The sequence below is a fragment of the Brevundimonas sp. GW821-FHT10A07 genome (genome assembly GCF_059415785.1).
Window position 1 is genome coordinate 250454 of the sequence record NZ_JBWKNX010000001.1, and the last position, 26279, is coordinate 276732.

Sequence of the window (26279 nt, forward strand, 5' to 3'; positions counted from 1 at the left end):
CTTCCTAGGGCTTCAGCGCCCGCCCCGCCACCACGGCGTCCTTGCCGAATTTTTCGCGCAGGGCGTCGATGGCGCGTTCGGTTTTCAGGGCGCGGGTCTCGGGGGTCTGGAACAGGCCGGCGGGGGCGTCGTCGGCGTCCTGGATGTCGGCCATGCCGATGCCGATCAGCCGGTAGGGCGGACCCAGTTCCGGCTTCAGCAGGTCGCGGCCGGCGGCGAACAGGGCGCGGGCGGTCTGGATCGGGTCGGCCAGGCTGACGCGGCGGGTGATGATCTTGAAATCGCTGCGCCGCAGTTTCAGCACCAGAACGCGGCTGGCGACGCCGTCGCGCCGGGCCTTGGACGCCAGTTTCTCGCACAGGGGCCAGAGCTCGGCCTCCAGCGCCTCCTGAGAGCTCAGGTCTTCGTTGAAGGTCGTTTCGGCGCTCATGCCCTTGCGGTCGCGCTCGGGGTTCACCGCTCTGGCGTCGCGGGCGTGGGCCAGGTCATGCAGGCGCAGGCCCGATTCGCCGTAGCGCTTGACCAGGTCACGGAGGTCCGCCTTCGCCAGGTCGCCGATGGTGGCGTAGCCGTCGCTGCGCAGCGCCTTGCCGAACACCGGGCCGACGCCGGGCAGGGCGGTGACGGGGCGCGGCGCCAGAAGAGCCTGGGCGTTGGCGGCGCCGACGACGGAAAAGCCCCGCGGCTTGTCCATCTCCGACGCCATCTTCGCCAGGAAGCGGTTGGGGGCCAGGCCGATGGAGACCGTCAGGCCGGTTTCTTCCTCGATCTGTTTCTGGAAGCGAATCAGCTGGAAGGCGGGCGGGCCGCCGTTCAGCCGCTCGGTCCCCGAAAGGTCCACCCAGGCCTCGTCCAGCGACAGCGGCTGGATCAGGGGCGTCAGCCGGCCCAGGGCGCCGAGGATGCGTTCCGACTCAAAGACATATTTTGCGAAGTTCGGCTTGATCACCACGGCCTCTGGACAGGCCTTCAGCGCCTTGAACATGGGCATGGCACTGCCGACGCCGTACTGGCGCGCGACATAGCAGGCGGTGGAGACAACGCCGCGCTTGCCCCCGCCGACGATGACCGGCTTGTCGCGCAGTTCGGGCCGATCGCGCTTCTCCACCGAGGCGTAGAAGGCGTCGCAGTCCATGTGGGCGATGGACAACTGGTCCAGTTCCGGATCGGCGACGAGGCGACGGGAGCCGCACGACGGGCAGCGTCGGTCCGGCGGTCCGGCGGGGTCGGCGCCGGTCCACAGGCAGTCGCGGCAGACGGCCTTCATGGCCACGCTTAAGGTCTCCGTAACCTTGGCTTCACCCCAACTTAAGACTGGGCGCCCACTATTCCACCGCACGAGGCGCCCCGTTGTGAGGGGCCCCGCAGGTCAGGTGATGATGTCCAAGAAAGTCCTCATCGTCGAGGATAACGAGCTGAACATGAAGCTTTTTCATGATCTGCTCGATTCCCAGGGCTACGAGACCCTGCAGACCCGTGAGGGACTGCAGGCTCTGGCTCTCGCGCGCGCGCATCATCCGGACCTGATCCTGATGGATATTCAGCTGCCTGAAATCTCCGGTCTCGAAGTCACCAAATGGCTGAAGGACGACGAGGAGCTGAACCATATCCCGGTGATCGCCGTTACGGCCTTCGCGATGAAGGGCGACGAGGAACGCATCCGCCAGGGCGGGTGCGAGGCCTATATCTCCAAGCCGATCTCCGTCATGCATTTCCTCGAAACCATCCGGCAGCATCTGGGATGAGCGCGCGGATTCTGGTGGTCGACGACGTGGACGTGAACGTCCGTCTGCTCGAGGCCAAGCTCACCATCGAATATTACGACGTCCTGACCTGCAACGACGGGGCGACCGCGCTGGATCTGGCGACGGAGCATCAGCCGGACATGATCCTGCTGGATGTGATGATGCCCGGCATGGACGGGTTCGAGACCTGTCGGCGGCTGAAGGCGCGGGCGGAGACGCGGCACATACCGGTGGTGCTGGTGACGGCGCTGGACGGACGCGAGGATCGAATCCGAGGGCTTGAGGCGGGGGCCGACGACTTCCTGACCAAGCCGATCGACGACGTGGTCCTGTTCGCGCGCGTCAAGTCGCTGACGCGCCTGAAACAGGTGATGGACGAACTGCGCGAGCGCGAGGAAAGCAGCCGGCGCATGGGCGTGGACGGCGAGGGGGCCGCGCGGTTGCGCAGCGAGGGCGGCCGGGTCCTGATCATCGACGACGATGCGAGCCAGGCCCAGACGATCGCCGCCGAACTGGGACGCGAGCACCGCGTCTCCATAGAGTCCGATCCGGAGGCCGCCCTGGCGACCGCCAAGGGGCCGCTGGACCTGATCATCGTCAATGTCTCCGCCGAAAGCTTCGACGGGCTGCGGGTCGTGGCCCTGGCCAAGTCGGGCGATGCGCGTCGCGCTCCGATCCTGGCCATTGTCGAGCCGAAGGAACGGCCGCGCATGGTCAAGGCGCTGGAACTGGGCGCCACCGACATCCTGCCGCGCCCGATCGATCCCGAGGAGCTTTCGGCGCGTGCGCGAACCCAGATTCGCCGCAAACGCTACACCGATTTCCTGCGTCAGAAACTGGACAGCAGCCTGGAGATGGCCGTCACCGACGCCCTGACCGGTCTGCATAACCGTCGCTACATGACCGGGCAGTTGCAGGCCCTGGTCGGGCGGGCCGCGCATGGGGGCGCGACGGTGGCGGTGCTGGTGCTGGACATCGACCACTTCAAATCCGTCAACGACGGCTTCGGTCATGACGCCGGCGACGAGGTTCTGGCCGAGTTCGCCGTGCGACTGGCCACCAATGTCCGCGCGGTGGACGTGCCGTGCCGGATGGGCGGCGAAGAATTCGTGGTGGTCATGCCGGGCGCCAGTCTGGAAGACGCGCGGATCGTTGCGGAACGGATTCGCCGGGACATCGCCTCCGCGCCCTTCCGGGTCATGGGCGGCAAGGAACTGCTGACCATCACCATCTCGATCGGGGTCGCCGCCACGACCGGCGCCGGCGATACGCCCGAAGCCCTGCTGAAACGCGCCGACGAAGGCGTGTACGAGGCCAAGGCGGGCGGCCGGAACAAGGTCATCGCCAAGGCGGCCTGACGTCGCTTGTCTCCGTTGTCAGACGATGTCGAGAAGAACCACAAGCAACTGAAAACGCCCGGCGGATGATCCGCCGGGCGTTTCATTTTCAGTCTCAGATCAAGGCGCCCTCGGAGCGTGGGAGGGTCGCCGGGCCTTAAGCCCTTACTTGATCTTGCCTTCCTTGAAGTCGACGTGCTTGCGCACGACCGGGTCGTACTTCTTGACGACCATTTTTTCGGTCATGGTGCGGGCGTTCTTCTTGGTGACGTAGAAGAAGCCGGTGTCGGCCGTGGAGTTCAGGCGGATCTTGATGGAAGCCGGTTTGGCCATCGGAATTACCTCTGCGACGGCGAAAGCCGCTTAAAATAAGAGGCGCGGAACATACTCAGCCGCGCCCCAAAGTCAACGGGCGCGATGCCACGTTGATGCGGCGCGGCGCACATATAATGTCGTCGCATGAAAATCGCATCCTTCATCGCCGCCCTGGCCGTTGTTTCCGCGCCTTTCGCAGGCGCTGCGAACGCCTTTTCCACGCCGGAGCAGGACGCCTTCCTGGCGCGGCTCACCGCCCTCTGCGGCCAGAGATTCGAAGGACGGGTCGTCACGACCGACGCGGCCGACGCCGCCTTCGCCAGCCAACGGTTGATCATGCATGTCCGCGACTGTTCGGCGGACGAGGTCCGTATTCCCTTCGCCGTGGGCGAGGATCGGTCGCGGACATGGGTGGTGACGAAGACGGCCGCCGGTCTGCGGTTGAAGCATGATCACCGGCACGAGGACGGCACGACTGACGTGCTGCACTGGTACGGCGGCGATACGGCGAACCTCGGCACGGCCGAGCGGCAGGAATTCCCGGTCGACGCCGAATCGATCGCCCTGTTCAACGCCAATGATGCGGCGGTCTCGACCACCAATGTCTGGGCGATGGAGGTCCATCCCGACCGGATGTTCGCCTACGAGCTGCGCCGGCCGAACCGGCACTTCCGCGTCGAGTTCGACCTGACGAAGCCGGTCGCCGAATAGGTCAGACGGCGCGCCAGGGCTGGAGCGGCCGCACGGTGGCGCAAGCCGGGCCGCCGTCGCGGGCGCGGCCGGGCAGAATGGCTTCCAGCACGCGCCCGTCGCGCGCCAGGGCCAGAAGGTCGGCGGGAATGTCGTGGACGTCGATCTTGGCGCGCCGGCTCCATTCGCTGTGCTGTCCGGCCGACGTGCCGATGGCGATATAGACGAAACGTCGCGACGGTCCTTCGCGTCGCACGAAGGGGCCGGTCAGCCGCCCGTCGTCGGACAGGGTGACGGGGACGTCGAAACTGATCGGACCATCGTCAGCGATACGGGCATCGACCGGCGCATTGGCCTTGTCCTGCAGGCCGTAGGCGACGCCTGGGACCGGGTCGGCTGTGGTCAGGCGCAGGGTGATGGCGTTGGGCATGGTCAGTCCCTGTGATCGACGACGTGGCGGCCACGCACCATGCGGACGAAGGGCAGGGGGCGGTCAGGATTGGCGCGGTCCTGGGCCAGGCGCTCGGCCAGTTCGCCCAGCACGAAGCGGGTGATGGCGGGCAGGTCCAGGGCGCGGGCGTCTTCCAGCGGCAGCCAGGCGATCTCGTCCAGTTCGCCCGATCCGGCGGTGGGTTCCGGCGTCATAAGCGCCTCGGACGGCGCCATGAAGAAACGGGCGTCGAACCGGCGTGTGCGGCCGGGCGGCGTGACGGCGCGGGCGATGTAGGACAGGACCGACAGGTCGGGCAGGGCGCCCGCCTGTCGATACTCGCGCCAAGGCCCGGCTGTGTTGGCGGGCGGCGCGGGGCGGCCCAGGATCAAGCCGGTCTCCTCGAACGTCTCCCGCACGGCCGTCAGCGCCAGGGCGCGAGCGCGGCGGGCGGGAACCTCGGCCTCCAGCCGCCGCGCGACATCGGAAGTCAGATCACTCGTTGAGGCGGCGGTGAAATCCGCCCGGTCGATCCGTCCGCCGGGAAACACCCACTTCGACGCCATGAAGACATGCCCTGGCGCCCGTCTTCCCATCAGCACCTCGGGCCGCGACCCGCCCCGCGTCAGGATCAGGGTCGCCGCGTCCTTGGGCCGCTGGGCGCCGCCGATGCGCGGGGCGTCGGTCAGGTCCTGTGCGGCGTCGAAGGGGGTCACCTCCGCTTGCCCTTCCTGACGCCCTTCAGTCCGCCCGCCGGCTTGGAGCCGTTGCGAGGTTTGGGACCGCCCGGCCGGCCCTTTCCGCGCATCGGCGGGCCGTCGCCGCCGCGTCCCCGGACGCCATAGCGCGGGGCCGGGGCGTTGGGATCGCGGGCCTCGGGCTCGCTGAGCATTTCGAACACCAGGCCGCCGGTGACGGGGGTGGCCTCCATCAGCTTGACCTCGACCTTGCGGCCCAGGGTGAACCGCTTGCCGGTGCGTTCGCCGACCAGGGCGTGGGCGCGGTCGTCGTGGGCGAAATATTCGCTGCCCAGGGTCGAGACGGGGACCAGGCCGTCGGCGCCCGTCTCGTCCAGCCGGATGAACAGGCCGAAGCGGGTGACGCCGGTGATCCGACCGGTGAAGGTGGCCCCGACGCGGTCCTCCAGGAAGGCCGCGATATAGCGATCCATGGCGTCGCGCTCGGCCGCCATGGACCGGCGCTCGGTCATGGTCACGCCCTCGGCGATGGCGGGCAGTTCGGCGATCTCGCGATCCGTCAGCCCGTCCTTGCCGAAACCCAGCGCCCGGATCAGGCCGCGGTGGACGATCAGGTCGGAATAGCGCCGGATCGGCGAGGTGAAGTGGGCGTAGCGATCCAGGTTCAGGCCGAAGTGGCCGACATTGTCCGGCGAATAGATGGCCTGCATCTGGGTGCGCAGAACCACTTCGTTGACGACATCGGCGTATTCGCCGTCGCGCGTCTCGTCCAACAGCTTGTTGAACCGTTTGGTCGTGCCCGGCTCGCCCTTGTTCCACGGCTTGCCGATGGTCGAGAGGAAGTCGGCCAGGTTAAAGATCTTCTCTTGGCTGGGCGCGTCGTGGACGCGATAGATCAGAGGCGTCTTCTTCTGCTCCAGGGTCTCGGCGGCGCAGACGTTGGCCTGGATCATCATCTCCTCGATCAGCCGGTGCGCCTCCAGCGACGCGCGCTTCTCGATGGAGGCGATGCCGCCGTCGGGCGCCATGCGGATGCGGCGTTCGGCCGATTCGATCTGCAGCGGGCTGCGCTTCAGCCGGCCCTTCAGCATGGCGTGATAGGCGTTCCACAGTGGATAGAGGATGGCCTCCATGATCGGGCCGGTGGCGTCGTCGGTCTGGCCGTCTATGGCGGACTGAGCCTGTTCGTAGCTGAGCTTGGCGTGCGACCGCATCAGGCCGCGCACGAACTTGTGGCCGGTCTTTCGGCCGTCCTTGTCGAACACCATCCGTACCGCCAGGCAGGCGCGGTTTTCGCCTTCCTTCAGGCTGCACAGGCCGTTCGACAGCACCTCGGGCAGCATCGGCTCGACGCGGTCGGGGAAGTAGGTCGAGTTGCCTTTGTCCCGCGCCTCGCGGTCCAGATGGGTTCCGGGACGGACATAGGCGGCGACGTCGGCGATAGCGACCCAGACGATCCAGCCGTTCGGGTTCTTGGGATCCTCGTCGCGGGCGGCGTAGACGGCGTCGTCGTGGTCACGCGCATCGGCGGGGTCGATGGTGATGAAGGGGACCTCGCGCAGGTCCTCGCGGCCCTTCAGCGTCGGCAGGGCCTGATCCTCGGCCTCACGCTCGACGGCCTCGGAGAAGCCGGTTGGGACGCCATGGGCGTAGATGGCGATCAGGGAGGCGGCGCGGGGGTCGTCCTCCTTGCCGATATGTTCCAGGATCTTGCCGCGCTTGGGACCGAAGCGCTGCTCGCCCTTTTCGATGGCGGCCAGGACCAGGTCGCCGTCGCGCAAATCGCCGGACTGGGCCTGGGGCACCAGCAGCACGTCCTTGGAGCGGCGGTCGACCGGCTCGACGCGGGTCTCGCGCGCCGACTTGCGGATGACGCCCAGGACGCGGTTGGTCCCCACGTCCAGCTTCTTGATCAGCCGGGCCTCCCAGCCGTCGTCGCCGCGCTGGAACTTGACCAGCAGGCGGTCGCCCAGGCCAGGCGCGGGGCCGGGCTTGCCCTTGTCGGGCATCAGTATGGCGCGGGGCGCGTCGGCGCTGGCCTCGACCAGGCGGACATACAGTTCGCCGTCGCCGTCGCGCTCGATCACATCGGCGACGCCGACGGGGGGCAGGGCGCCGGCTTCGGAAAAGCCCTTGCGGCCGCGCTTGCCCAGTTTTCCTTCTTCTTCGAGTTCGCGGATCATTTCGCGCAGGGCGCGGCGGTCGCCGCCCTTCAGGCCGAAGTGGCGCGCGATATCGGTTTTCTCGGCCGATCCGGCCTCGCGCAGGAAGGCGAGGAGGGTGTCTTTGTCGGGAAGGCCGGCGGGCGGCCTCTTGGATGAATTGGTCATTGCGTCTTTCGTAGCGCGGAACCGCGCCCTTGGGTCAAATCTTGCGTGAGTTGACCATGTGAATGTGAGGCCTCAGCCTCGCTGCGTCCTGAACCGGAGTCTTCGATGTCCCTTTCCGCCCCCGCCCTGAGCGCGACCGTGAAGTCGCCGCTGGATCTGATCGGCAAGACGCCGATGGTGGAGGTGACGAAGATGGACACCGGCAAGTGCCGGCTGCTGCTGAAACTGGAGTCCCAGAACCCCGGCGGTTCGATCAAGGATCGGATTGCAGTCGAGATGCTGGATGCGGCTGAGAAGGAAGGCTGGTTGAAGGAAGGGGGCACGATCGTCGAGGCGACGGCGGGCAATACGGGCCTGGCCCTGACTCTGGTCGGCCGGGCGCGGGGTTATAAGGTGCTGCTGGTCATCCCGGACAAGATGTCGAAGGAAAAGATCCAGCATCTGCGGGCCATGGGCGCCGATGTTCGCCTGACGCGGTCGGACGTTCCGCACGGGCACCCGGAGTATTACACCGACATGGCCGAGCGCCTGTCCCAGGCCATTCCCGGCGCCTATTACGTCAACCAGTTCGCCAACCAGTCGAACGCCGACGCCCATGTGAAGACGACGGGGCCGGAGATCTGGGAGCAGACGGGCGGCGACATGGACGCCTTCGTCGCCGGCATCGGCTCGGGCGGGACGATCACCGGCGTGGCGCGCTATCTGAAGAGCGTGGGCTCCAGGGCCCAGATCGTCCTGGCCGATCCGGTCGGATCGACCCTGGCCGGCATCGTCAATGAGGGCGTGCCGGGGCCGGACGGCAGCTATACCGTCGAGGGAATCGGTCAGAACTTCGTGCCCGATACAGCGGACATGAGCCTGATCGACAAGGCCTATTCGATCCCGGACGCGGAGGCGATCGCCACGGCGCGCGAGCTTCTGCTGAAGGAAGGCATTCTGGCGGGGTCGTCCTCGGGGACGCTGATCGCCACGGCCCTGCGCTGGTGCCGCGAGCAGACCGAAGCCAAGACCTGCGTCACCTTCGTCTGCGACACCGGGGCCAAGTATCTGTCCAAGGTCTACAACGACGCCTGGCTGGCGGATCAGGGTCTGGGCGAGCGCGAGCTGCACGGCGACCTGTCGGACCTGATCAACCGCAAATACGAGAAGGGCGACGTGGTCGTCGCCGGCCCGGGCGACACCCTGGACACGGCCTTCAAGCGGATGAAGGGCGCCGACGTGTCTCAATTGCCGATCATTGAGGACGGCCGCCTGGTCGGCATCCTGGACGAGAGCGACCTGATCCACGTGATGAACACCGACGAGATCACCCGCAAGGAGCGGTTCGCCAAGCCGGTGGCCTCGGCCATGACGCGCGACTTGGACACGCTTCAGGTCAAGGAGCCGCTGGACGCCCTGATCCCCGTCTTCGACCGCGACCGGGTGGCCATCGTGCTGGACGGCGAGCGTTTCGTGGGTCTGATCACCCGCACCGACCTGATCAACCACCTCAGCCTGAACCGGTAATCCCATGGCCGATACGAAGAACAGCCAGGGTTTCTCGACCCGCGCCATCCATGCCGGGCAGCATCCCGACCCGACGACCGGGGCGGTGATGACGCCGATCTACGCCACCTCGACCTATGCCCAGGAAAGCCCGGGCGTGAACAAGGGTTACGAGTATGCGCGGGGCAAGAATCCGACGCGGGAGGCGTTCGAGGCCTGTATCGCGGACCTGGAGGGCGGGACGCATGGGTTCGGCTTCGGCTCCGGCATGGCGGCGACCTCGACGGCGCTGGAGCTGCTGGACGCGGGCGACCACGTGGTCACTGGCGACGACCTGTACGGCGGCTCGTGGCGGCTGTTCGAGCGGGTGCGTCGGCGGACCATGGGGCTGGACTTCGCCTATGTGGACCTGAGCGACATCGCCGCGGTCGAGGCGGCCATCACGCCCAAGACCAGGATGCTGTGGGTCGAGACCCCGACCAACCCGCTGATGAAACTGGCCGACATCGCCGCCCTGTCGAAGGTGGCCAAGGCGCACGGCCTGCTGCTGATCGTGGACAATACCTTCGCCACCCCCTTCTGCCAGCAGCCGCTGAGCCTGGGGGCGGATGTGGTGATGCACTCGGCGACCAAATATCTGAACGGCCATTCGGACATCATCGGCGGGGTGCTGGTGACGGCGGATCCCGACCTAGCGACGCGGATCAAGTTCCTGCAGAACTCGGTCGGCGGGATCATGGGGCCATTCGACGCCTTCCTGGCCAACCGGGGGCTGAAGACCCTGGCGCTGCGGATGAAGGCGCACTGCGAGAACGCCCTGACCGTGGCGCGGTGGCTGGAGACGCGCGCGGGCGTGGCCAAGGTCATCTATCCCGGCCTGATCGCCCATCCGCAGCACGAACTGGCCGCGCGCCAGATGCACGGGGGATTCGGCGGCATGGTGACGGTGGTGCTGGAAGGCGACCTGGAGCGGACCAAGCGGGTGCTGGAACGGGTCCAGGTCTTTACGCTGGCGGAGTCGCTGGGCGGGGTCGAGAGCCTGGTGAACCACCCGGCCATCATGACCCACGCCAGCGTGCCCAAGGATATCCGCGAGAAGGGCGGCGTCACCGACAGCCTGATCCGGCTGTCGGTCGGGGTCGAGAACGTCGAGGACCTGATCGCGGATCTGGATCAGGCCCTGGGGTGATCCTGGGCGTCGCTCATGCTCAGGGCGACGAAGCTGCCTTCGAACCGTCCTGCGGCCTGACCATCCTCGGTCAAGGTCGCAACGACTGTGACACGCGCCTTGCCGCGCCGATTGAACAGGGCGACGAAGCGCGGCCAGCCGGCGGGATCGGACAATGTGGCGGTGGACTGGAATGTCCCCGCGATGGCTCGGTCATAGTGGACGGTGTTGGACTGGATCACCAGTCGCGCCTTCAGCCCTTCGGCTGTCAGCCGGGTGTGCACGAGCGACCAGGCGGAGAGAATGGCCAGGGCTGAGGCGCTTCCACCAAACACCGTGTCGCGGTGATTGATATTGGGCGCGAGAGGCGCCTGAAGCGTCAGGGTGTTCGGTGTGATGGCCTCGACACTGACCTGCATCGCGCGGGAGAGCGGGATGTGGTCGTGGAGATAGGACTGGAGGGCGTCAGGCGTCATGGACGCCTTTTAGCAACCTTGCAGCACGCCCAGCCAGCCTGGTGTCATCGTCAGCCTCAGCTGGACGGCAGAGCCGTCTGGTGGCCGGTGACGGGGGGCAGCTTCTTCTTGGGGGCGGCGCGCTTGACCGGGGCCTTGGCGGCCTTGGGCAGGGCGGCGCGGCGCGCGACTTCGGCGTCGATGACCGGCAGGATGTCGCTGGCGGCCATGACCTGGGTCGAGGCGCCGTGTTCGACCAGACGGGCGGCGTTGGCGCGCAGAGTCACCAGATCGGCGTCGGTCATCGAGGGGATCATGTCGGCGAGCGGGGTCATGCGGGCGTCCTGTACGGAATAGGCGTCAGGGCCGGCGCGCGAGGCGCCAGCCCTTCAGCTGATTGAAGGCGATCTCGACCACGACCGGATCGCCCAGCCCGGAGACGCCCTGAGGCGAACCGAGCGTGGGCAGGACCGTAACGACGTGGCCGTTGTCCAGGCGGACCTTGCGGCCGCCCAGAGGCAGGAGCTTGGTCACCTCGCCGTCGAAGGCGATGGTGTTCCGAAGCGTGTCCTACTCAGCCGCCGTAAGGCGACCAGCGGATTCCTTGCCGGAGCGCGAGTCGCGCTCGATCTCGTAGGAGATTTTCTGGCCTTCGTTCAGCGAGCCGACGCTCGAGGTTTCGACGGCCGAGGCGTGGACGAAGACGTCCTTGCCGCCGTCATCGGGAGCGATAAAGCCGTAGCCTTTGGTGGGGTTGTACCATTTAACAGTGCCGGTAGCCATTTGGAGACCTCCGTCTGGCGTTGACCGCAGGGAGGGATCCCTGGTCGGCCTGTCGGGTCTGAATGGGATCGGCGTTTGGACCTCGGTGCGTGATGCAAAGGGAGCAGCGGCGTTACGCAGAGAGATCGACCCTCCCCATATGGGCGGCCTTGGCCCGGGGCGCAAGGGCAGGGCGTCAGAAGGCGTAGGCGAGCCGGGCGACGACGGCGTCCTCGTACTGCTCGTCCAACGCGGCGGCGTCGGTGTCGTAGTAGCGCAGGTCGAGGGCGAGGGCGTCGGTCAGGGCGTAGGTCATGCCCGCGTTCCAGCCGGTGTAGTCGGGGCCGCCGTCCTGTTCGCGTCGGCCGATGGCGGCCGAGCCGTCGAGGCGGGGCGAGAAGGACCAGCCCAGTTCGGCCTCGACCCAGACGTAGGAACGGGTCAGGCCGGGGGCGTCGGGGGCGTACTGGACCAGCAGGGCCGCCTGGGCGGGACCGACGGCGCGGCTGACCTCGGCGCTCAGCTCCAGGCCGTCGGTGTCATAGCCGGGATCGACATCCAGGCGGCGCTTGTAGGCGAGGTTGAGGTCGAAGGCGTAGCCGAAGGCCTCGGGCCGGTAGCCGACGATCCAGTCGGTCTCGATGTTCGAGCCGCCCGCCTGGATGGTCTGGAAGCCGGGGGAGACATAGATCCGGCCGTCGTCGCTTTCCCAGGCGGCGTAGGCGGAGACATAGGCGTCGTTGCCCGACTTGGAGGCGGCCTTGGAGCGGTTGTCCGTCCCCGCCTCGACCTCGAAGCCCCAGACGCCGCGGCCGGGAGACGTCTGGGCCTGGGCGGGAACGACGGCGGTCAGGACCAGCAGGGAACCCAGCAGGGCGGAGGGAACGAGCGAGGGGATTCGGATCATGCGGGCTCCAACGCGCGGGATGCGCGAAGGAGCCTTACAGGTTTGCGGTCCTGGCTGAAAACTGTTCCGTGGCCTGAGCGAACTCTTGTCGCAGGCGGCCGACCAGTTCGGCGGTCGGCAGGACGTCGTGGATGGCGCCCGCGCCCTGGCCTGCGGACCAGACCGTCTTCCAGGCCTTGGCCTCGTCGCCCATGTCCAGCTTGTGCTCGGGCAGGTGTTTGGGGTCGATCCCGTTCTCGATCAGCGACTTGGACATGAAGTTGGCCGGGATGCCCGAGACGGCCGGGGTGTGGACGATGTCGGTCGAGCCGCTGTCGATGATCATCTGCTTGTAGGCGTCGGCCGCCATGGCCTCGGTCGTGTTGATGAACCGGGTGCCCATATAGGCGAAGTCGGCGCCCAGCATCAGGGCCGCCGCCACGTCCTGACCGGTCGAAATCGCGCCGGACAGGATGATGGTTCCGTCGAAGAAGCTGCGCACCTCGTTGACCAGGGCGAAGGGGTTGATGATCCCGGCGTGGCCGCCGGCGCCGTTGGCGACCAGGATCAGACCGTCGACGCCCGCCTCGGCCGCCTTGCGCGCATGGCGGATGTTGGCGATGTCGTGGAAGACCACGCCGCCGTAGCCGTGGACCGCATCCACCACGTCGCGCACGGCGCCCAGCGAGGTGATGATCAGCGGCACCTTCTCCTCGACCGACACCGTCATGTCGGCCATCAGCCGGGGGTTGGTCGGGTGGACGATGTGGTTGACGCCGAAGGCGGCGGCCCCGGGCTTCAGCCGGCCCTTGATCTCGTGAATCCAGTCGCGATAGCCCTCGGCCGTGCGCTGGTTCAGCGACGGGAAGGTGCCGATGATCCCGGCGTTGCAGGCCTCGACCACCAGATCCGGGCCGGAGACCAGGAACATGGGCGCCGAGATGATCGGCAGGGTCAGGCCTTTTTGAAGCGAAGCGGGAATGGCCACGGGCGTCTCCTGGGTTTCGTTTCGCTACGCTTAGCGGGCTGTCGCGGGGGAAGGCAATCGAGGAGAATTCGGGCGACGGGATTTCAGACTCGCCGACGAAAAAACAGAGTCTGAATCGTATGAATCGTCTGAAATCGGCGGCGAAGCTGGACGGTGAAAACACAGTCCAATGAGTCTAATGAGTCCAATTTCGGCCCTCCCATCCGATGGGGGTGATTATAGCCGGATTTCAAGGCATGGCGGGTTGAGCAGGGCTTTTTGACGTCAGGGCGTTGAAAGGCTGAGAAAAAATCTGCGGAACTAGGGGCGTTGAACGCCACAAGCCTCGTGCGCGGCGCGCCCCCTCCACCACCGCGCGAAGAGGCGCGGCGGTCCCCCTCCCCCAATGGGGGAGGATTTCGGTCGTCGGCTTCGTAGTCTTTCCCCGTTTGGGGGAGGGGGACCGCGTCTTCGCGCTGGAGGGGGCCGGACGCGGATGGGGTCTGGAATGGGGCGGTTCGCCCGGGAGGATTTTCTTACGCGCCGCAAACGCCTAAATGCGCGGCATGACCCACTACACCGACAACCTCAGCCAGCTCGGCGCCCAGACCGCCGCCCCGACCAGCCCCGAGACGGCCGTGCTTGAGCGGGTGCCGAACCCGCATGCAGATACACTGTATCTGGCCCGGTTCACGGCGCCCGAGTTCACCAGCCTGTGCCCGGTGACGGGCCAACCGGACTTCGCCCATATCGTCATCGACTATGCGCCGGGCGACTGGCTGGTCGAGTCCAAGAGCCTGAAACTGTACCTGACCAGTTTCCGCAACCACGGCGCCTTCCACGAGGACTGCACCGTCGCCATCGGCCGGCGCCTGGCGGACCTGCTGGCGCCGAAGTGGCTGAGGATCGGGGGGTATTGGTATCCGCGCGGGGGGATTCCGATCGACGTCTTCTGGCAGACGGGCGTGGCGCCCGAGGGGCTGTGGCTGCCGGACCAGGGCGTGCCGACGTATCGCGGGCGGGGGTGAGGACATCTTCCATGAATGAATTCTCTGCCCGCGTAGCGAGTATGCAGTCTGATCAGACTCACCTTTCCTCGAAGGATTTTGCTTCCGATAGTGCCGTTCAAGTAGAGCTGGTTGGCGAAATCTTCTCCATAGCAGGTCCGGATTTCTGGGCTCGTATTGAGGCCGGGATGAAAGCCGAGGAATATGCAGTGTTCCGGTGGAAAGTCCCTTTGATTGATATGGATAGCGACACTCACGAGGCTCGACGCATCTTTAGGTTTCTTTCGCTGGCTCAAGCGAAGTAGATCTTGGACCATCGCCTCCCCCTCGAAGCCTGGGGCCGACGTCTTCTCACGCGGGCCGAGACCTGGGCCGACGCGTCCCGCTCGCGCCGTTACGCCTATGAGTTCCTCTGGTTCGGGCTGAAACAGGGGTGGGCGTGTCTGTTCGGGGGGCTGATGCTGGGGCTGATCGTCGGCACCTTCCTGTGGTGGCCGGATACGGCGCCGATCTCGCGATATGATTTTCTGGCCGTCGGGGCGGTGGTGATCCAGGCGGCCATGCTGGCCTTCCGGCTGGAGAGCTGGGAGGAAGCGCGGGTGATCTTCCTGTTCCATGTGGCGGGCACGATCATGGAGCTGTTCAAGACCGCGCACGGGTCGTGGGTCTATCCGGAGGACAGTCTGCTGCGCATCGGCGCCGTGCCGCTGTTCTCGGGCTTCATGTATGCGGCGGTCGGCAGCTATATCGCGCGGGTGCAGCGGATTTTCCATATCCGGGTGCGGGCCTATCCGCCGCTGTGGGCGACCTGGGTGTTGGCGGCGGCGATCTACGTCAACTTCTTCGCCCATCACTGGCTGCCGGACGTGCGGATCGCGCTGTTCGCGGCGACCGTGCTGCTGTTCGGGCGGGGCTGGTTCTATTTCACGGCGGACCGGCGCAGGCGGTCCATGCCGCTGCTGCTGGGATACGGGCTGGTGGCCCTGTTCATCTGGTTCGCCGAGAACCTGGGCACCTTCGCGCGGGCCTGGTCCTATCCGGGGCAGGAGGCGGGGTGGGAGATGGTGTCCCTGGGCAAGCTGGGGGCCTGGTTCCTGCTGATGATCATTTCCGTGGTGCTGGTGTCGTTGGTGCACCGGCCGGAAGTGGAGGGGGCGTAAGCGCTTCCATGCTTTCGTCATCCTCCGGCGAGTGTAGCGAGACCGGGGGACCCAGCGGCGCCGAAGGCGATGCGTCCGACGCAAGGTGGTTGAAGCCGTGCCCGCGACAGGTTCGCGCTCTCGCGCGCCGCTGGGTCCCCCGGTCTGCGCCGCGAAGGCGCGGCTTGCCGGAGGATGACGAAAGGAGAGGGTTAGGCGGTTTGCCCGAAGGGCTGGGTCGCGCGGGGCCAGGCGACCGGCGTCAGGGTCTCGACCGCCGGCTTGGCCAGCAGATAGCCCTGCATCAGGCTGACGCCCAGGTCGCGCAGGACGTCGTGTTCGGCCAGGGTCTCGACCCCTTCGCAGACCGGCTCGACGCCCAGGTCCCGCAGCATGTTCAGGGTGTTGCGCACGATGGTGCGCTTGACCGGGTCGGTGTCGATGTTGCGGATCAGGGCCATGTCCAGCTTGACGATGTCCGGCTGGAACAGGGCCAGCAGGCCCAGGCCCGCATAGCCCGCGCCGAAGTCGTCGATGGCGGTCTTGAACCCCATGGCGCGATAGGAGCGCAGGATGTTCAGGATGTGATCGGCGTCCATCGCCTCGCTCTCGGTGAACTCGAAGATGATCCGGTTCACCGGGAAGCCGGTGCGCATCGCCGCCGCAAGCGTGGTGCGGATACAGGCGCGCGGCTCATAGACCGCATTGGGCAGGAAATTGATCGACAGATTGGCGCCCTCGGCGGCCATGTCGATCTCCGCCGCCAGTTCGATGGCGGTGGTGCGGCACAACTGGTCGAAGGCGTAGCGGTTGGCGGCCGAGATCTGGGCCAGGACCTGGCCGGCGCCGGCGCCGTCCTTGCCCCGCACCAGGGCCTCATAGGCGAAGACGGTCTGGGTCGAGACATCGACGATCGGCTGGAACGCCATGGTGATCGGCAGGTCGAAACCCGTTCCGTCTTTGCAACCCGCACAGGACATCAGCCGGCTCGTCTCCAAGTTAGGCGGCCGATGTTAGACGCAAGGGATTAAAGATCCCCACTGCTCCGCCTAGGGCAGGCGCGTGACCCTGGCGGCCATGTCCGGGCGGGGGCGTTCCAGGGCGGGTTCGGTCAGGGTTCCGATGTGGATGAAGCCGGCGACGGTTTCGCCCTCGGTCAGGCCGAACAGGGCCACAGCCTGGGGGTCGTAGCTGTACCAGTCGGTGATCCAGCTTGACGAATAGCCGAAGGCGCCGGCCGCGTGTTCCAGGTTCATGCAGACGGCGCCGGCCGACAGCTGTTGCTCCCAGACCGGCTTGGCGGCGGGGACGGGCGTCGAGACGACCAGGATGGTGAGGGGGGCGGCGGTCAGCTTGGCCAGGACCGCCTGGTCCTTGGCCGGCTTGTCGCGGGTCTCGGCCAGGACGGCCAGTTGTTCGGCGATCCGGGCGCGGCTGAGCGGGCCCAGGACCACGAACCGCCAGGGGAAGAGCTTGCCGTGATCGGGGGTGCGGGCGCCCAGGGTCACGATCTGGTCCAGCTCGGCCTCGGTCGGGCCGGGAGCGGTCAGGGCCTGGGCCGGGGCGGAGCGGCGCGTGGCCAGCCGGTCGCGCAGGTCCTGCGAGGGGACCGGGGCGGGCAGGGGAGCGTTCAGGGGGATCAGGGGCAGCTCGGTCATGCGGTCTAGCTAGGCTTTCGTCCCCGCCTTCGCCATAGGTGAGCCATGAGCAATTCCGACGAACCGAAATGGGCCGAGGGACTGGTCAAGCCGCCGGCGTGGCGCAGCGACGGAACCGAGGTTCTGTTCGACAGCCCGTGGCTGAGCCTGACCCGGCATCCGGCGACGGCGCCGACGGGGCATGCGGCCGACTACGCCGTCGTGCGGTTCAAGAACCTCGGGACCGGCGTGCTGCCGGTGCATGACGACGGGACGGTGGTGCTGGTGGGCCAGCAGCGGTTCGCCCTGGCCAACTATTCCTGGGAAATGCCCGAGGGCGGGGCGCCCCTGGACGAGGATCCGTTCGACGGGGTCCGGCGCGAACTGGCCGAGGAGGCGGGGCTGGAGGCCGCGCACTGGGCGCCGGCCCTGACGGTCGAGATGTCCAACTCCATCACCGACGAGATCGGCAAGACCTGGATCGCCTGGGGCCTGAGCCCTGCGCCGGTCGCGCCGGACCCGACGGAGATCATCGCCGTCGTGCGCGTGCCCTTCCTGGATCTGCTCGACGAGATCGGGCGCGGGACGGTGCGCGACAGTCTGACGGTGGCGACGGCGTACAAGGCCTATCATATGGCGCAGAATGGAGCCCTGCCTCCGGCGCTGGCGCAGGCCATGCTAGGGCGGGTATGATGTCGCCGAAGGAGCCCGGCATGGCCAAGCTTGAAGTCGTTGCGGAAACCGACAGCGTGTGGCGCCAGCTGCGCGCCTCGGCCGAGGCCGCCTCGCGCGAGGAGCCCCAGCTGGGCTCGCAGATGAACGCGGTCATCCTGTCGCACGACGACCTGGCCGGCGCCCTCAGCTTCCAGATCGCGCGCAAACTGGCCGATCCGGAAATGAGCGCCATGTCGGTGCGCGAGGTCTGCCTGTCGGCCTTCGTCGCCGATCCGGCCATGGTCGCGGCGGCGGAAGCCGATCTGCAGGCGGTGGCCGAGCGCGACCCGGCGATCCGCAACCTGTTGCAGCCCTTCCTGTATTTCAAAGGCTTCCAGGCGCTGCAGGGCTGGCGCGTGGCCCATTGGCTGTGGGGACAGGGACGCGAGACCCTGGCCTTCCACTTCCAGAGCCGGATCTCGGAACTGTTCCAGCTGGACATCCATCCGGCGGCGCGGCTGGGCAAGGGGCTGTTCCTGGACCACGGCACCGGCATCGTCATCGGCGAGACGGCGGTGGTCGGCGACGACGTGTCGATGCTGCACAATGTCACCCTGGGCGGCACGGGCGCCGAGCGCGGCGACCGCCATCCCAAGATCGGCAAGGGGGTGCTGCTGGGCGCCGGGGCCAAGGTGCTGGGCAATATCCACGTCGGCGACTACGCCAAGGTGGCCTCGGGCTCGGTGGTGCTGAAGGATGTGCCGTCGGGCTGCACCGTGGCCGGGGTGCCGGCGCGGCTGGTCAACTGCCCCACCGGGGCCGAGCCGGCGCGGACCATGGACCATACGTTGGCCGACGTGGTGTACGACTTCGTGATCTGACGGGTTTCCCTCAACGCCCGACTTCTCTAGGGTCCGCCGCCAACCCAAGACCATGAGGCCCCCCGTGAAAGACACCGACCTGAAGCGCATCGAGGCCCACCTCAAGCGCACCTTCAACACCGGCGGCATCATCGTGAAGGCCCGTCCCAAGCAGAACGACTCGGCCGAAGTCTATGTCGGCGACGAGTTCATCGGCATCGTCTTCGAGGACGAGGACGAGGAAGGCTCGTTCATGTTCGAAATGGCGATCCTGGCGGAAGACCTGCCTGAATAGTTTTCGTTCTACGTCGTGATCGTCCGGCCCAGACCGGGCGATCACGCACGACCGGCGGGCGGCGCCGCTAGAGCCAGCCCGCCGCTTTCAGCACGGGGCCATGGGTCCGGCTGACCGGGGCCGTCAGGTCGCCGACGAGGCGGATTTCGCCGACACCGCGCCGCCAGCGCACCTCTTGCACCGCATCGGCCGCCACCCACCATGAGCGGTGAACGCGCCATCCGTGCGCGCGTGACAGTTCATCCAGCGCATCGGCGAACCGTAGGGTGATCAACTCCGCCCCCGCATCGGTATGGACCCGCAGATAATGGTCGTGCGCCTCGATGGCGATCAGTCGGGCGCTGCGGCGTTTGGCCGACAGTCTGCGGCGGAAGACCGCCTCGGCCTCGGGCAGGGGCGGGACGACGAGGGTGCGGGTCTCGACCCGCGTGGGAAGCCGACGCCAGACGAGGGCGCGGACCGCCATGGCCGCCAGCATGATGGGCCAGACCTGCCAGAGCAGCGGCAGATAGATCGACCAGCGCTGCTCTGCGAACATCAGGTGCTGGGTCACGACGACGAACAGGGTCACCAGCGGGGTGGCGAGCGCCGAGGTGACGACAACCCGTCGCCATAGGACGGGCAAGCGCCGGCCCAGGCGCTCGTCCACGGCGACGGCGATCAGGCCGCCGCCCAGCATACAGGTCATCCAATAGGCATAGCGGGACGCGATGGGGGCATTGTCCGAGTCGAATGGGCCGAGGAAACCGAGCAACAGGCCCATAGCGGCGAGCAAGAGGGCATCGACGGCCCAGCGTCGTGCGGACTTCGCTCCGATGATGGTCTTCGCCCTGTGGCCCATGCCGTCCCGTTCGCGCACCTACGGCGCCGTTCGCGAAGTCGGGCCTAGCGAGCCGGCGGCCGCGCGGCAATGGCGTTGGGCGAGAACCCACCCCCTGATCGGAACGCCCATGTCGCAATCCTGGCTCATCGCCGCCCTGACCCTCATCGTTTCCGCCGTCGCCGTTCCCGCTCTGGCCCAGGCGCCGGGAGCCGACGTCGATGCGCGGCCTGATCCGGCCGTGGCCTGTCATGTTGGGGTCTATCGGCTGGACGACGGCAGTTGGGTGGACGTCGCGCCGCTGGCGGACGAGGGGCTGCGGTGGCGTCGGCTGGACGGGTCCACGGCCAGGATGATGCTGGACGCCCAGGGTCATTGGGTCAGCACTCTGGGATTTACCGCCCGCGTCGAAGGCCCGCAGCCGCAGCTCGGACCCTGCGAAGAGGGACGGATCGTCTTCGAGGGGCGGACCGGACGACGCCAGGTGCAGGACGTGCGCGAGACGACCTTCGTCGGCCAGGGTGGCACGCGGCTGAGGGGGCGGCTGATCCTGCCGCCAGGCGACGGGCCGGTCCCCATCATGGTCGAGGTTCACGGATCGGAAGGCGCCAATGCGCTGGACTTCAACGCCTTCCAACGGTTCGCCCCGGCCTCGGGCGTCGGGGTCTTCGTCTACGCCAAGCGCGGCTCTGGCGGATCGGAGGGGCGCTATACTCAGGACTTTCATGTTCTGGCCGCGGACGCCGCCGCCGCCGTGGTCGAGGCCCGTCGGCTGGCCGGAGATCGGGCGGGCCGGGTCGGCCTGCATGGCGCAAGCCAGGGCGGCTGGATCGCGCCGCTGGCCGCCAGCCTGACGCGGGTGGACTTCGTCACCGTCGGCTTCGGCCTGGCCTATGGCGCGCTGGCGGAGGACAGCGACCAGGTGATGCTGGACCTGAAGGCCAAGGGGTGGGGCGCCGATGTACTGGAACAGGCGCGCGAGATCACCGATGTGACCGGCGCCTTCATCGCCTCGCGCGGGGCGGTCGGCTTCGACGGTCTGGAGGCGGTTCGAGTCAAGTATCGGGCCCAGCCCTGGTTCGCCGATATCAAGGGCGAGTTCACCGGCCTGTTGCTGAACACGCCGAACGACCAGATCGTCGCCATGGCCCCGGTGCTCGATGTCGGAACCTCCTGGGACTATGACCCGCTGCCGGTGCTGAGCCGTCTGGACGCCCCCATGCTGTGGATTCAGGCGGAAGACGATACCGGCGCCCCGCCTGAGGCTACGCGGCGGCGGCTGATCGACCTGGCGGCCCAAGGGCGGCCGATCACCCTGCTGGAATACCCCGACACCGACCACGGCATCGTCAGGTTCGAGACGGCGGCGGACGGGCGGCGCGCCTCCATCGGCTATGCGCCCGGCTATTATCAGGCCGTGCTGGATTGGGCGCGGACGGGGCGGTTGGACGGCGCCTATGGCGACGGGCGTCTGCTGGCGACGCCCAGGCGGTGAAATCCGGTCCGCGGTCGCCCTGCGTCAACTTGCGCGGGGTGATCCTGAGAACGTTCTCAAAAATGGCTTGACGGTTCGTGGCGTCCCGTCCCTAATCCGCGTCGAAGGGCGGCGGATCGATCGCTCGGGAGCAGACGTACAGGATAAAGGGTCGGAATGTCGCCATTCCGCCGCGCCTGTCCGCCTGTCTTCCGATCTGTCAGACGCACGCCTCCTGGTTCATCCTGCGAGGAAATCCGATGCGCACGACTGTGTCCCTGATGGTTCTGGCCCTGGCCATGAGCGGCGGCGCCCCCGCCCTGGCCCAGACGGCCGCGGTTCCCGAGGCGGCGCGGGCCCATCCCGCCCTCTGGCCCCAGGCCGCGACCCCGGCCGCGATCAGCGATGCGCGCACCGAGGCCTTCGTCACCGAGCTGATGGCGAAGATGACGCTGGAGGAGAAGGTCGGGCAACTGATCCAGGCCGATATCGGCTCGATCACGCCGGATGACCTGAAGACCTATCCGCTGGGCTCGATCCTGGCCGGCGGCAGCTCCGGTCCGTGGGGCGACGACAAGGCGACGGCGCAGAAGTGGCTGGACTTGGCCCGCGCCTTCCGCGCCGCCAACGAGGCGCGCGGCGGCACGACCATCCCGCTGATCTACGGCATCGACGCGGTGCACGGGCATAACAACGTCCCCGGCGCGACCATCTTCCCGCACAATATCGGCCTGGGCGCCGCGCGTGATCCGGACCTGATCCGGCGGATCGGGGCGGCGACGGCGCTGGAGGTTGCGGTGACGGGGGCGGAGTGGACCTTCGGCCCGACCCTGGCCGTGCCGCGCGACGACCGCTGGGGCCGGTCCTATGAGGGATACGCCGAGGATCCGGAGGTCCAGCGGTCCTACGCGGGGCCGATGACCCTGGGGCTTCAGGGCGAGCTGCAGCCGGGGCGGCCGCTGGCGCCCGGCCATATCGCAGGATCGGCGAAACACTTCCTGGCCGACGGCGGCACCTTCGAGGGCGAGGACCAGGGCGACTTCCGGGGCACGGAGCAGGAGCTGATCGACGTCCACCTGGGCGGCTATGTCCAGGCGATCGACGCGGGCGTGCTGTCGATCATGGCCAGCTTCTCGGGCTGGAATAGCTACAAGCACTCGGGCAATCCGACCCTGCTGACCGACGTGCTGCGCGGGCCGCTGGGGTTCAAGGGCTTTGTGGTGTCCGACTGGAACGCCCACGGGCAACTGCCGGGCTGCACCAATGAGAGCTGCGCCCTGGCCGTCAACGCCGGCATCGACATGCTGATGGCGCCCGACAGCTGGAAGCCGCTGTACGCCTCGACCCTGGCTCAGGCCAAGTCGGGCGAGATCCCCGCGGCGCGGGTGGACGAAGCGGTGCGCCGCATCCTGGTCGCCAAGGTCAAGACCGGCCTGTTCGAACCGACGCGGCCGGTCGAGGGCCGGTTCGAGGAACTGGCCTCGCCGGCGCACCGGGCCCTGGCGCGCGAGGCGGTGCGCAAGTCGCTGGTCCTGCTGAAGAACGACGGCGTCCTGCCGGTCCAGGCCAATGCGCGGGTCCTGGTCGCGGGGACGGCGGCCGACGATATCGGCCAGGCCTCGGGCGGCTGGACGCTGAGCTGGCAGGGGACGGGCAATTCCAACGCCGACTTCCCCCAGGGCCAGTCGATCTGGGGCGGGATCGAGGAGGCCGTCAAGGCCGGGGGCGGGAGCGCGACCCTGAGCGCGGACGGCAGCTTCACCGACAAGCCTGATGTCGCCATCGTCGTCTTCGGCGAGACCCCCTATGCCGAGTTCCAGGGCGACGTGGACAATCTGGATTACGTGCCCAGCGCGCCGCTGGAGACGCTGAAGCGCCTCAAGGCCGCTGGGATTCCGACCGTGTCGGTCTTCCTGTCCGGCCGTCCGATGTGGACCAATCCCGAGATCAACGCCTCGGACGCCTTCGTGGCCGCCTGGCTGCCGGGGACCGAGGGCGGCGGGGTCGCCGACATTCTGGTGGGCGGCGCCGACGGCAAGCCGCGCAACGACTTCCACGGCAAGCTGTCGTTCAGCTGGCCCAAGGATGCGACGGGGACACCGCTGAACCACGGCCAGCCGGGCTATGATCCCCAGTTCGCCTATGGCTATGGCCTCAGCTACGCCGCGCCGACGACGGTGGGGATGCTGTCGGAGGAGAGCGGGGTCTCGGCCCAGGCGACCAATCTGGACCGCTATTTCGTCGACGGTCGGTTCGTCTCGCCGTGGAGCCTGCTGCTGAACGACGCCGGGGGACAGACCCGGCCCGGCACGGCCAAGACTGCGTCCAGCCCGCGCGCCGGCGTCGCCTCGCGCCCGGTCGACGACCTGGCCCAGGAAAGCGGCCAGCAGTTCGCCTTTGCGGGAACGGGAGCGGCCAGCGTCGAGATCTGGGGCACGCCCGTCGATCTGACGCGTCAGGCCAATGGGGCCGTGGCCCTGGGCTTCCGCTACCGGGTGGACGCTGCGCCGAGCGCGCCTGTGGCCTTCAAGCTGGGCGGCGGAGCCATCGACCTGACCGGCCTGCTGCGTTCGGCCTCTGTGGGCCAGTGGCGCGAGGCCCGCATCCCCCTGACCTGTTTCCGCACCGACGGCGGGGATCTGTCGAAGGTCGAGGTGCCGTTCCACATGGCGACGTCGGGCAAGATGACGGTGTCAGTGTCGGAGATCCGGCTGGACGCCAGCCAGACGGAGACGCGCTGTCCGGGGTGAGCGGCTGTGAACTCCCTGAGCGGAAGCGTTAAGCTTCCGCTCAGGGTGGAAAGCGGTCTTTACAAAGCCCAGCGGTCGCATACGTCCAAAGCGAGGGCGGGAATATCGATCGGTTTGGTTGTGTCCACGGCTATGGTGGCCCCCACACCCATGGGCCGGTCATATTCGGCCAACATAGCCGGCGGCAGAGCGCGTAGGGGGTGAGCGCCAGCGTGATGGGTGGAAGTCGCAGCCCGTGCAGCAAACCTCCTGGCCGTTTCAGCCGGCCCGCAATCACAATGGATTTCCACAATGTCGGCTTTAAGGGACCGAAGTTTTCCCAATTCATAGTCGCTATGAGGACGGAAATTCGCCTCCAAAACTGCGAACGGCGTCCTCGTCGCCAGCGACCATAAAAGCTCCATGGCCGCGCCGCCCAATCGCCTGGAAGCGTCCAACGATCCGGCGTCGTCGCCCAGAACATCCACCAAGGTCTCCTTGATAAAATCCTTGGAGAACAGCGGATAGTGGAGATAAGCCGCAAGCGGGACCGCAAGGGTCGTTTTACCGGCGCCTGGCGCTCCAGACACGATCACCAACCTGCGCCTCATCGTTCCGTCTCGCGCTCTGCGCCGTCAACCTATCAAGCTACCGGCACGCAGCAAGCCGGAAGCGGCTCATGCTCACCTCCCGCTGCGCGTCAGGAGTCTAGCTGATCCGTCGCGTTTTCGCACAGCCTCGGTCGAACGGTGACCCGGGGTGTGGTCCGGAAAGCGGACAGGGTTCCACAGGCCTGTATTCGTCGAGGGGGCTGTCGGACCGCCTCCGCTCTCCGACCAGAAGGCTCGTGTTCAGGCCGGCTTCTGCAGCGGGTCGAGCGGGAAGGCGACTTCGACGATCAGCCCGTCGGTCGCCCACTGGCGGGTCAGGGCGCCGCCCAGCTGACGCACCACTCTGGCCTTCAGGGAGGATCCGAAGCCTTCTCGGGTCGGCGGAACAACCGTGGGACCGCCGGTTTCGCGCCACTGGAGCGTCACCTGACCCTCCTTCAGCGTCCAGGTCACCGAGACACGGCCGCCGCCATTGCTGCAGGCCCCGTATTTGTTGGCGTTGGTCGCCAGTTCGTGGAGCAGCATGCTGAGGGGCTGGACCTGGTGGGCGAAAGACCGATCTCGGGGCCGTGGGTGTCCACGGTGTCCCTGGGGCAAAGGGCTTCCAGCTCTTCCCTGACCACATCCTCCAGCCGCCCGCCTTCCCAACGCCGACTGGCCAGTGAGGTCTGCGCGCGCGCGAGGGCGCCGATCCGCCCGGCGAGGGCATCCTTGTAGCTTTCGACGTCGTCGGCGCGGGTCAGCCGCGTGAGTGACTGGACGATCGAGAGAACATTGCGCGCCCTGTGATCGACCTCGTTCATCAGCAGCTGGCGGGCCTCCTCGCTGCGTTTCTCCTCACTGATGTCGCGCGCTTCGATGACGGTGCCGATGACCTTCGCCTCGCTGTCGTGGATCGGGCTGGCCGTGAAGGCGACAGGGTAGAAGGAGCCGTCCTTATGGACAAAAACCTCCTCGCCCTGCGTCCCGGCCCGTTCCGGGAAGGCGCGGTCGATGGCGCACTCCGACAGGGGAAAGGGCGAGCCGTCCGGATGGGTGTGATGAATCACGTCGTGGAGGGGGCGTCCGGTCGTTTCCGCGAAAGCATAGCCCGTGAGTTTCTCCGCCGCCCTGTTCATGAATACACAGTGCTGTCGTTCATCCATGAGGAAGACGGCCATGGTCGTGTTGCTCAATATGACATCAAGTCGGGTGGCTGTTTCTCGCAGCGCGGCCTCAACACGTCGATAATCCGTCGTATCCTTGATGGCGGCATAGAAGACCGCGTCATCGCCGTCGTCAAAGAGTTGAAGCTTGACGGACACATTGTATGTGCTGCCGTCCTTGCGTTGGTGGAGGGTGTCGAAGTCAAGTCTGTCGACCTCGCCAGATTGGAGGGGTTTGATCAGTCTCAGGAAATCGGCACGACTGATATTCGGCTTCAGATCCCAAGGTGTCAGCCGTGAGAGTTCTTCGGAATTATAGCCGAGATTGTCGCGGGCGCCCCTGTTGACGAGTCGAAAGTAGAAGTCGGGCTCGCCGAATATATAGACCTCGCTCGCAGCTTCTTCGACGATGCGTCCGAGGCGCTCGCTGGTCACACCGATAGATTTATTCATGACCAAATCTGCTTCCGAAGGGCGCATGACCGTAGATAGTCGCTCGACCCGTGGCAATGGGCTGATGCGACCAGCAATAGCCAAGCTTTCGTCTGAAGCCGGTGATTAGGAGGGATGAGGTAAACTCTTCTGCGAGAACCGATATTTCCGAACGACGGCGACCCGCCGCCTCACCCCGCATCGGCGA

General features: G+C 67.1%; 30 protein-coding genes. 13 read left to right on the forward strand and 17 right to left on the reverse strand.

Going from position 1 to position 26279, the window contains the following annotated elements; all coding sequences use genetic code 11:
• Window positions 1-4: 4 nt before the first annotated feature.
• Window positions 5-1267 carry a DNA polymerase IV gene (locus tag AC07NC_RS01155; RefSeq protein ID WP_494568380.1) on the reverse strand — a complete coding sequence of 421 codons (1263 nt, stop codon included), beginning with the start codon at window positions 1265-1267 and terminating at the stop codon, window positions 5-7.
• A 112-nt stretch (window positions 1268-1379) separates the two neighbouring features.
• Here AC07NC_RS01155 and AC07NC_RS01160 point away from each other — a divergent pair, with 112 nt between their 5' ends.
• Window positions 1380-1745 carry a response regulator gene (locus AC07NC_RS01160; RefSeq protein ID WP_164952723.1) on the forward strand — a complete coding sequence of 122 codons (366 nt, stop codon included), beginning with the start codon at window positions 1380-1382 and terminating at the stop codon, window positions 1743-1745.
• On the forward strand, window positions 1742-3103 hold the full coding sequence (locus tag AC07NC_RS01165; protein ID WP_035309686.1) for a PleD family two-component system response regulator: 1362 nt from the start codon (window positions 1742-1744) through the stop codon (window positions 3101-3103). Before AC07NC_RS01160 ends, AC07NC_RS01165 begins: the two co-directional genes overlap by 4 nt.
• A 144-nt stretch (window positions 3104-3247) precedes the next feature.
• On the opposite strand, the gene rpmG is transcribed toward AC07NC_RS01165, so the two are convergent.
• Window positions 3248-3415, reverse strand: coding sequence for a 50S ribosomal protein L33 (rpmG, locus tag AC07NC_RS01170; RefSeq protein ID WP_008262536.1), 168 nt, complete (start codon window positions 3413-3415; stop codon window positions 3248-3250).
• A gap of 126 nt (window positions 3416-3541) precedes the next feature.
• Here rpmG and AC07NC_RS01175 point away from each other — a divergent pair, with 126 nt between their 5' ends.
• A complete protein-coding gene (locus AC07NC_RS01175; protein ID WP_494568335.1) occupies window positions 3542-4108 on the forward strand; it encodes a hypothetical protein in 567 nt (188 codons plus the stop codon).
• A gap of 1 nt (window position 4109) precedes the next feature.
• Here AC07NC_RS01175 and AC07NC_RS01180 read toward each other — a convergent pair whose 3' ends face one another.
• From AC07NC_RS01180 to rnr, 3 genes are read right to left on the reverse strand one after another with little or no spacing between them, the layout of a single operon-like run.
• Window positions 4110-4517, reverse strand: coding sequence for a DUF5990 family protein (locus AC07NC_RS01180; protein ID WP_494568336.1), 408 nt, complete (start codon window positions 4515-4517; stop codon window positions 4110-4112).
• Between the two features lie 2 nt (window positions 4518-4519).
• Window positions 4520-5233 (reverse strand): NUDIX hydrolase, encoded by a 714-nt coding sequence (locus AC07NC_RS01185; protein WP_494568337.1) that lies wholly within the window; start codon window positions 5231-5233, stop codon window positions 4520-4522.
• Window positions 5230-7545 (reverse strand): ribonuclease R, encoded by a 2316-nt coding sequence (gene rnr / locus AC07NC_RS01190; RefSeq protein ID WP_494568338.1) that lies wholly within the window; start codon window positions 7543-7545, stop codon window positions 5230-5232. Before rnr ends, AC07NC_RS01185 begins: the two co-directional genes overlap by 4 nt.
• 105 nt (window positions 7546-7650) lie before the next feature.
• Between rnr and AC07NC_RS01195 the strand changes: the two genes are divergently transcribed.
• A complete protein-coding gene (locus tag AC07NC_RS01195; RefSeq protein WP_494568339.1) occupies window positions 7651-9051 on the forward strand; it encodes a pyridoxal-phosphate dependent enzyme in 1401 nt (466 codons plus the stop codon).
• Window positions 9052-9055: 4 nt separating this feature from the next.
• Window positions 9056-10219: a cystathionine gamma-synthase gene (locus AC07NC_RS01200; RefSeq protein WP_494568340.1), complete on the forward strand. Its 1164-nt coding sequence runs from the start codon at window positions 9056-9058 to the stop codon at window positions 10217-10219.
• On the opposite strand, the gene AC07NC_RS01205 is transcribed toward AC07NC_RS01200, so the two are convergent.
• The 6 genes from AC07NC_RS01205 to AC07NC_RS01230 form a co-directional block, all read right to left on the reverse strand.
• Window positions 10204-10674, reverse strand: a complete 471-nt coding sequence (locus tag AC07NC_RS01205) for a thioesterase domain-containing protein (protein ID WP_494568341.1) — start codon at window positions 10672-10674, stop codon at window positions 10204-10206. The genes AC07NC_RS01200 and AC07NC_RS01205 overlap by 16 nt on opposite strands.
• Before the next feature lie 56 nt (window positions 10675-10730).
• Window positions 10731-10988 carry a hypothetical protein gene (locus AC07NC_RS01210; RefSeq protein WP_008260096.1) on the reverse strand — a complete coding sequence of 86 codons (258 nt, stop codon included), beginning with the start codon at window positions 10986-10988 and terminating at the stop codon, window positions 10731-10733.
• Between the two features lie 25 nt (window positions 10989-11013).
• Window positions 11014-11187 (reverse strand): hypothetical protein, encoded by a 174-nt coding sequence (locus AC07NC_RS01215; protein WP_155988153.1) that lies wholly within the window; start codon window positions 11185-11187, stop codon window positions 11014-11016.
• A 36-nt stretch (window positions 11188-11223) separates the two neighbouring features.
• The gene (locus AC07NC_RS01220) at window positions 11224-11436 is read right to left on the reverse strand and encodes a cold-shock protein (RefSeq protein ID WP_008260450.1); all 213 of its coding nucleotides are present in this window, start codon (window positions 11434-11436) and stop codon (window positions 11224-11226) included.
• A 175-nt stretch (window positions 11437-11611) separates the two neighbouring features.
• Complete coding sequence (locus AC07NC_RS01225; protein WP_494568342.1) at window positions 11612-12322, reverse strand: TorF family putative porin; 711 nt, start codon at window positions 12320-12322, stop codon at window positions 11612-11614.
• A 34-nt stretch (window positions 12323-12356) separates the two neighbouring features.
• Window positions 12357-13289, reverse strand: a complete 933-nt coding sequence (locus tag AC07NC_RS01230) for an NAD(P)H-dependent flavin oxidoreductase (protein ID WP_035309673.1) — start codon at window positions 13287-13289, stop codon at window positions 12357-12359.
• A gap of 545 nt (window positions 13290-13834) precedes the next feature.
• On the opposite strand from AC07NC_RS01230, the gene queF reads away from it, so the two are divergent.
• The 3 genes from queF to AC07NC_RS01245 are packed head-to-tail and all read left to right on the forward strand — an operon-like array spanning window position 13835 to window position 15435.
• Window positions 13835-14296 (forward strand): preQ(1) synthase, encoded by a 462-nt coding sequence (gene queF / locus AC07NC_RS01235; protein WP_040349994.1) that lies wholly within the window; start codon window positions 13835-13837, stop codon window positions 14294-14296.
• A gap of 11 nt (window positions 14297-14307) precedes the next feature.
• Window positions 14308-14580 carry a hypothetical protein gene (locus AC07NC_RS01240; protein ID WP_494568343.1) on the forward strand — a complete coding sequence of 91 codons (273 nt, stop codon included), beginning with the start codon at window positions 14308-14310 and terminating at the stop codon, window positions 14578-14580.
• A 3-nt stretch (window positions 14581-14583) separates the two neighbouring features.
• Entirely contained in the window at window positions 14584-15435 is an 852-nt protein-coding gene (locus AC07NC_RS01245; RefSeq protein WP_494568344.1) for a DUF817 domain-containing protein, read from the forward strand.
• A 191-nt stretch (window positions 15436-15626) separates the two neighbouring features.
• On the opposite strand, the gene AC07NC_RS01250 is transcribed toward AC07NC_RS01245, so the two are convergent.
• Window positions 15627-16394, reverse strand: coding sequence for an EAL domain-containing protein (locus AC07NC_RS01250; RefSeq protein WP_494568345.1), 768 nt, complete (start codon window positions 16392-16394; stop codon window positions 15627-15629).
• A 69-nt stretch (window positions 16395-16463) separates the two neighbouring features.
• Window positions 16464-17072 carry a nitroreductase family protein gene (locus AC07NC_RS01255; RefSeq protein WP_494568346.1) on the reverse strand — a complete coding sequence of 203 codons (609 nt, stop codon included), beginning with the start codon at window positions 17070-17072 and terminating at the stop codon, window positions 16464-16466.
• 45 nt (window positions 17073-17117) lie between these two features.
• Here AC07NC_RS01255 and AC07NC_RS01260 point away from each other — a divergent pair, with 45 nt between their 5' ends.
• The 3 genes from AC07NC_RS01260 to AC07NC_RS01270 are packed head-to-tail and all read left to right on the forward strand — an operon-like array spanning window position 17118 to window position 18860.
• Window positions 17118-17744, forward strand: coding sequence for an NUDIX domain-containing protein (locus tag AC07NC_RS01260; RefSeq protein ID WP_494568347.1), 627 nt, complete (start codon window positions 17118-17120; stop codon window positions 17742-17744).
• A 20-nt stretch (window positions 17745-17764) separates the two neighbouring features.
• Window positions 17765-18586: a serine O-acetyltransferase gene (cysE, locus tag AC07NC_RS01265; RefSeq protein WP_494568348.1), complete on the forward strand. Its 822-nt coding sequence runs from the start codon at window positions 17765-17767 to the stop codon at window positions 18584-18586.
• A 52-nt stretch (window positions 18587-18638) separates the two neighbouring features.
• Complete coding sequence (locus AC07NC_RS01270; RefSeq protein ID WP_040349403.1) at window positions 18639-18860, forward strand: DUF3126 family protein; 222 nt, start codon at window positions 18639-18641, stop codon at window positions 18858-18860.
• Between the two features lie 67 nt (window positions 18861-18927).
• On the opposite strand, the gene AC07NC_RS01275 is transcribed toward AC07NC_RS01270, so the two are convergent.
• Window positions 18928-19719 (reverse strand): LytTR family DNA-binding domain-containing protein, encoded by a 792-nt coding sequence (locus AC07NC_RS01275; RefSeq protein ID WP_494568349.1) that lies wholly within the window; start codon window positions 19717-19719, stop codon window positions 18928-18930.
• A 91-nt stretch (window positions 19720-19810) separates the two neighbouring features.
• Here AC07NC_RS01275 and AC07NC_RS01280 point away from each other — a divergent pair, with 91 nt between their 5' ends.
• The gene (locus AC07NC_RS01280) at window positions 19811-21175 is read left to right on the forward strand and encodes an alpha/beta hydrolase family protein (protein ID WP_494568350.1); all 1365 of its coding nucleotides are present in this window, start codon (window positions 19811-19813) and stop codon (window positions 21173-21175) included.
• Window positions 21176-21414: 239 nt separating this feature from the next.
• Entirely contained in the window at window positions 21415-23904 is a 2490-nt protein-coding gene (locus AC07NC_RS01285) for a glycoside hydrolase family 3 protein (RefSeq protein ID WP_494568351.1), read from the forward strand.
• 59 nt (window positions 23905-23963) lie between these two features.
• Here the strand turns inward: AC07NC_RS01285 and AC07NC_RS01290 are convergent, their stop codons facing one another.
• The 3 genes from AC07NC_RS01290 to AC07NC_RS01300 all read right to left on the reverse strand — a co-directional run bounded on the left by AC07NC_RS01290 (window position 23964) and on the right by AC07NC_RS01300 (window position 26092).
• The gene (locus AC07NC_RS01290) at window positions 23964-24479 is read right to left on the reverse strand and encodes a P-loop nucleotide/nucleoside kinase family protein (RefSeq protein WP_494568381.1); all 516 of its coding nucleotides are present in this window, start codon (window positions 24477-24479) and stop codon (window positions 23964-23966) included.
• 255 nt (window positions 24480-24734) lie between these two features.
• Window positions 24735-24947 (reverse strand): hypothetical protein, encoded by a 213-nt coding sequence (locus AC07NC_RS01295; RefSeq protein WP_494568352.1) that lies wholly within the window; start codon window positions 24945-24947, stop codon window positions 24735-24737.
• Window positions 24944-26092: a PAS domain S-box protein gene (locus AC07NC_RS01300; RefSeq protein WP_494568353.1), complete on the reverse strand. Its 1149-nt coding sequence runs from the start codon at window positions 26090-26092 to the stop codon at window positions 24944-24946. Before AC07NC_RS01300 ends, AC07NC_RS01295 begins: the two co-directional genes overlap by 4 nt.
• Window positions 26093-26279: the final 187 nt, after the last annotated feature.

Coding starts and splice junctions, on each gene's coding strand:
- AC07NC_RS01155 (WP_494568380.1), bottom strand. CDS start 1,267: ATGAAGGCCGTCTGCCGCGACTGCCTGTGGACCGGCGCCGACCCCGCC.
- AC07NC_RS01160 (WP_164952723.1), top strand. CDS start 1,380: ATGTCCAAGAAAGTCCTCATCGTCGAGGATAACGAGCTGAACATGAAG.
- AC07NC_RS01165 (WP_035309686.1), top strand. CDS start 1,742: ATGAGCGCGCGGATTCTGGTGGTCGACGACGTGGACGTGAACGTCCGT.
- rpmG (WP_008262536.1), bottom strand. CDS start 3,415: ATGGCCAAACCGGCTTCCATCAAGATCCGCCTGAACTCCACGGCCGAC.
- AC07NC_RS01175 (WP_494568335.1), top strand. CDS start 3,542: ATGAAAATCGCATCCTTCATCGCCGCCCTGGCCGTTGTTTCCGCGCCT.
- AC07NC_RS01180 (WP_494568336.1), bottom strand. CDS start 4,517: ATGCCCAACGCCATCACCCTGCGCCTGACCACAGCCGACCCGGTCCCA.
- rnr (WP_494568338.1), bottom strand. CDS start 7,545: ATGACCAATTCATCCAAGAGGCCGCCCGCCGGCCTTCCCGACAAAGAC.
- AC07NC_RS01195 (WP_494568339.1), top strand. CDS start 7,651: ATGTCCCTTTCCGCCCCCGCCCTGAGCGCGACCGTGAAGTCGCCGCTG.
- AC07NC_RS01200 (WP_494568340.1), top strand. CDS start 9,056: ATGGCCGATACGAAGAACAGCCAGGGTTTCTCGACCCGCGCCATCCAT.
- AC07NC_RS01205 (WP_494568341.1), bottom strand. CDS start 10,674: ATGACGCCTGACGCCCTCCAGTCCTATCTCCACGACCACATCCCGCTC.
- AC07NC_RS01210 (WP_008260096.1), bottom strand. CDS start 10,988: ATGACCCCGCTCGCCGACATGATCCCCTCGATGACCGACGCCGATCTG.
- AC07NC_RS01220 (WP_008260450.1), bottom strand. CDS start 11,436: ATGGCTACCGGCACTGTTAAATGGTACAACCCCACCAAAGGCTACGGC.
- AC07NC_RS01225 (WP_494568342.1), bottom strand. CDS start 12,322: ATGATCCGAATCCCCTCGCTCGTTCCCTCCGCCCTGCTGGGTTCCCTG.
- queF (WP_040349994.1), top strand. CDS start 13,835: ATGACCCACTACACCGACAACCTCAGCCAGCTCGGCGCCCAGACCGCC.
- AC07NC_RS01240 (WP_494568343.1), top strand. CDS start 14,308: ATGAATGAATTCTCTGCCCGCGTAGCGAGTATGCAGTCTGATCAGACT.
- AC07NC_RS01250 (WP_494568345.1), bottom strand. CDS start 16,394: ATGTCCTGTGCGGGTTGCAAAGACGGAACGGGTTTCGACCTGCCGATC.
- AC07NC_RS01255 (WP_494568346.1), bottom strand. CDS start 17,072: ATGACCGAGCTGCCCCTGATCCCCCTGAACGCTCCCCTGCCCGCCCCG.
- AC07NC_RS01260 (WP_494568347.1), top strand. CDS start 17,118: ATGAGCAATTCCGACGAACCGAAATGGGCCGAGGGACTGGTCAAGCCG.
- cysE (WP_494568348.1), top strand. CDS start 17,765: ATGGCCAAGCTTGAAGTCGTTGCGGAAACCGACAGCGTGTGGCGCCAG.
- AC07NC_RS01270 (WP_040349403.1), top strand. CDS start 18,639: ATGAGGCCCCCCGTGAAAGACACCGACCTGAAGCGCATCGAGGCCCAC.
- AC07NC_RS01280 (WP_494568350.1), top strand. CDS start 19,811: ATGTCGCAATCCTGGCTCATCGCCGCCCTGACCCTCATCGTTTCCGCC.
- AC07NC_RS01285 (WP_494568351.1), top strand. CDS start 21,415: ATGCGCACGACTGTGTCCCTGATGGTTCTGGCCCTGGCCATGAGCGGC.
- AC07NC_RS01300 (WP_494568353.1), bottom strand. CDS start 26,092: ATGAATAAATCTATCGGTGTGACCAGCGAGCGCCTCGGACGCATCGTC.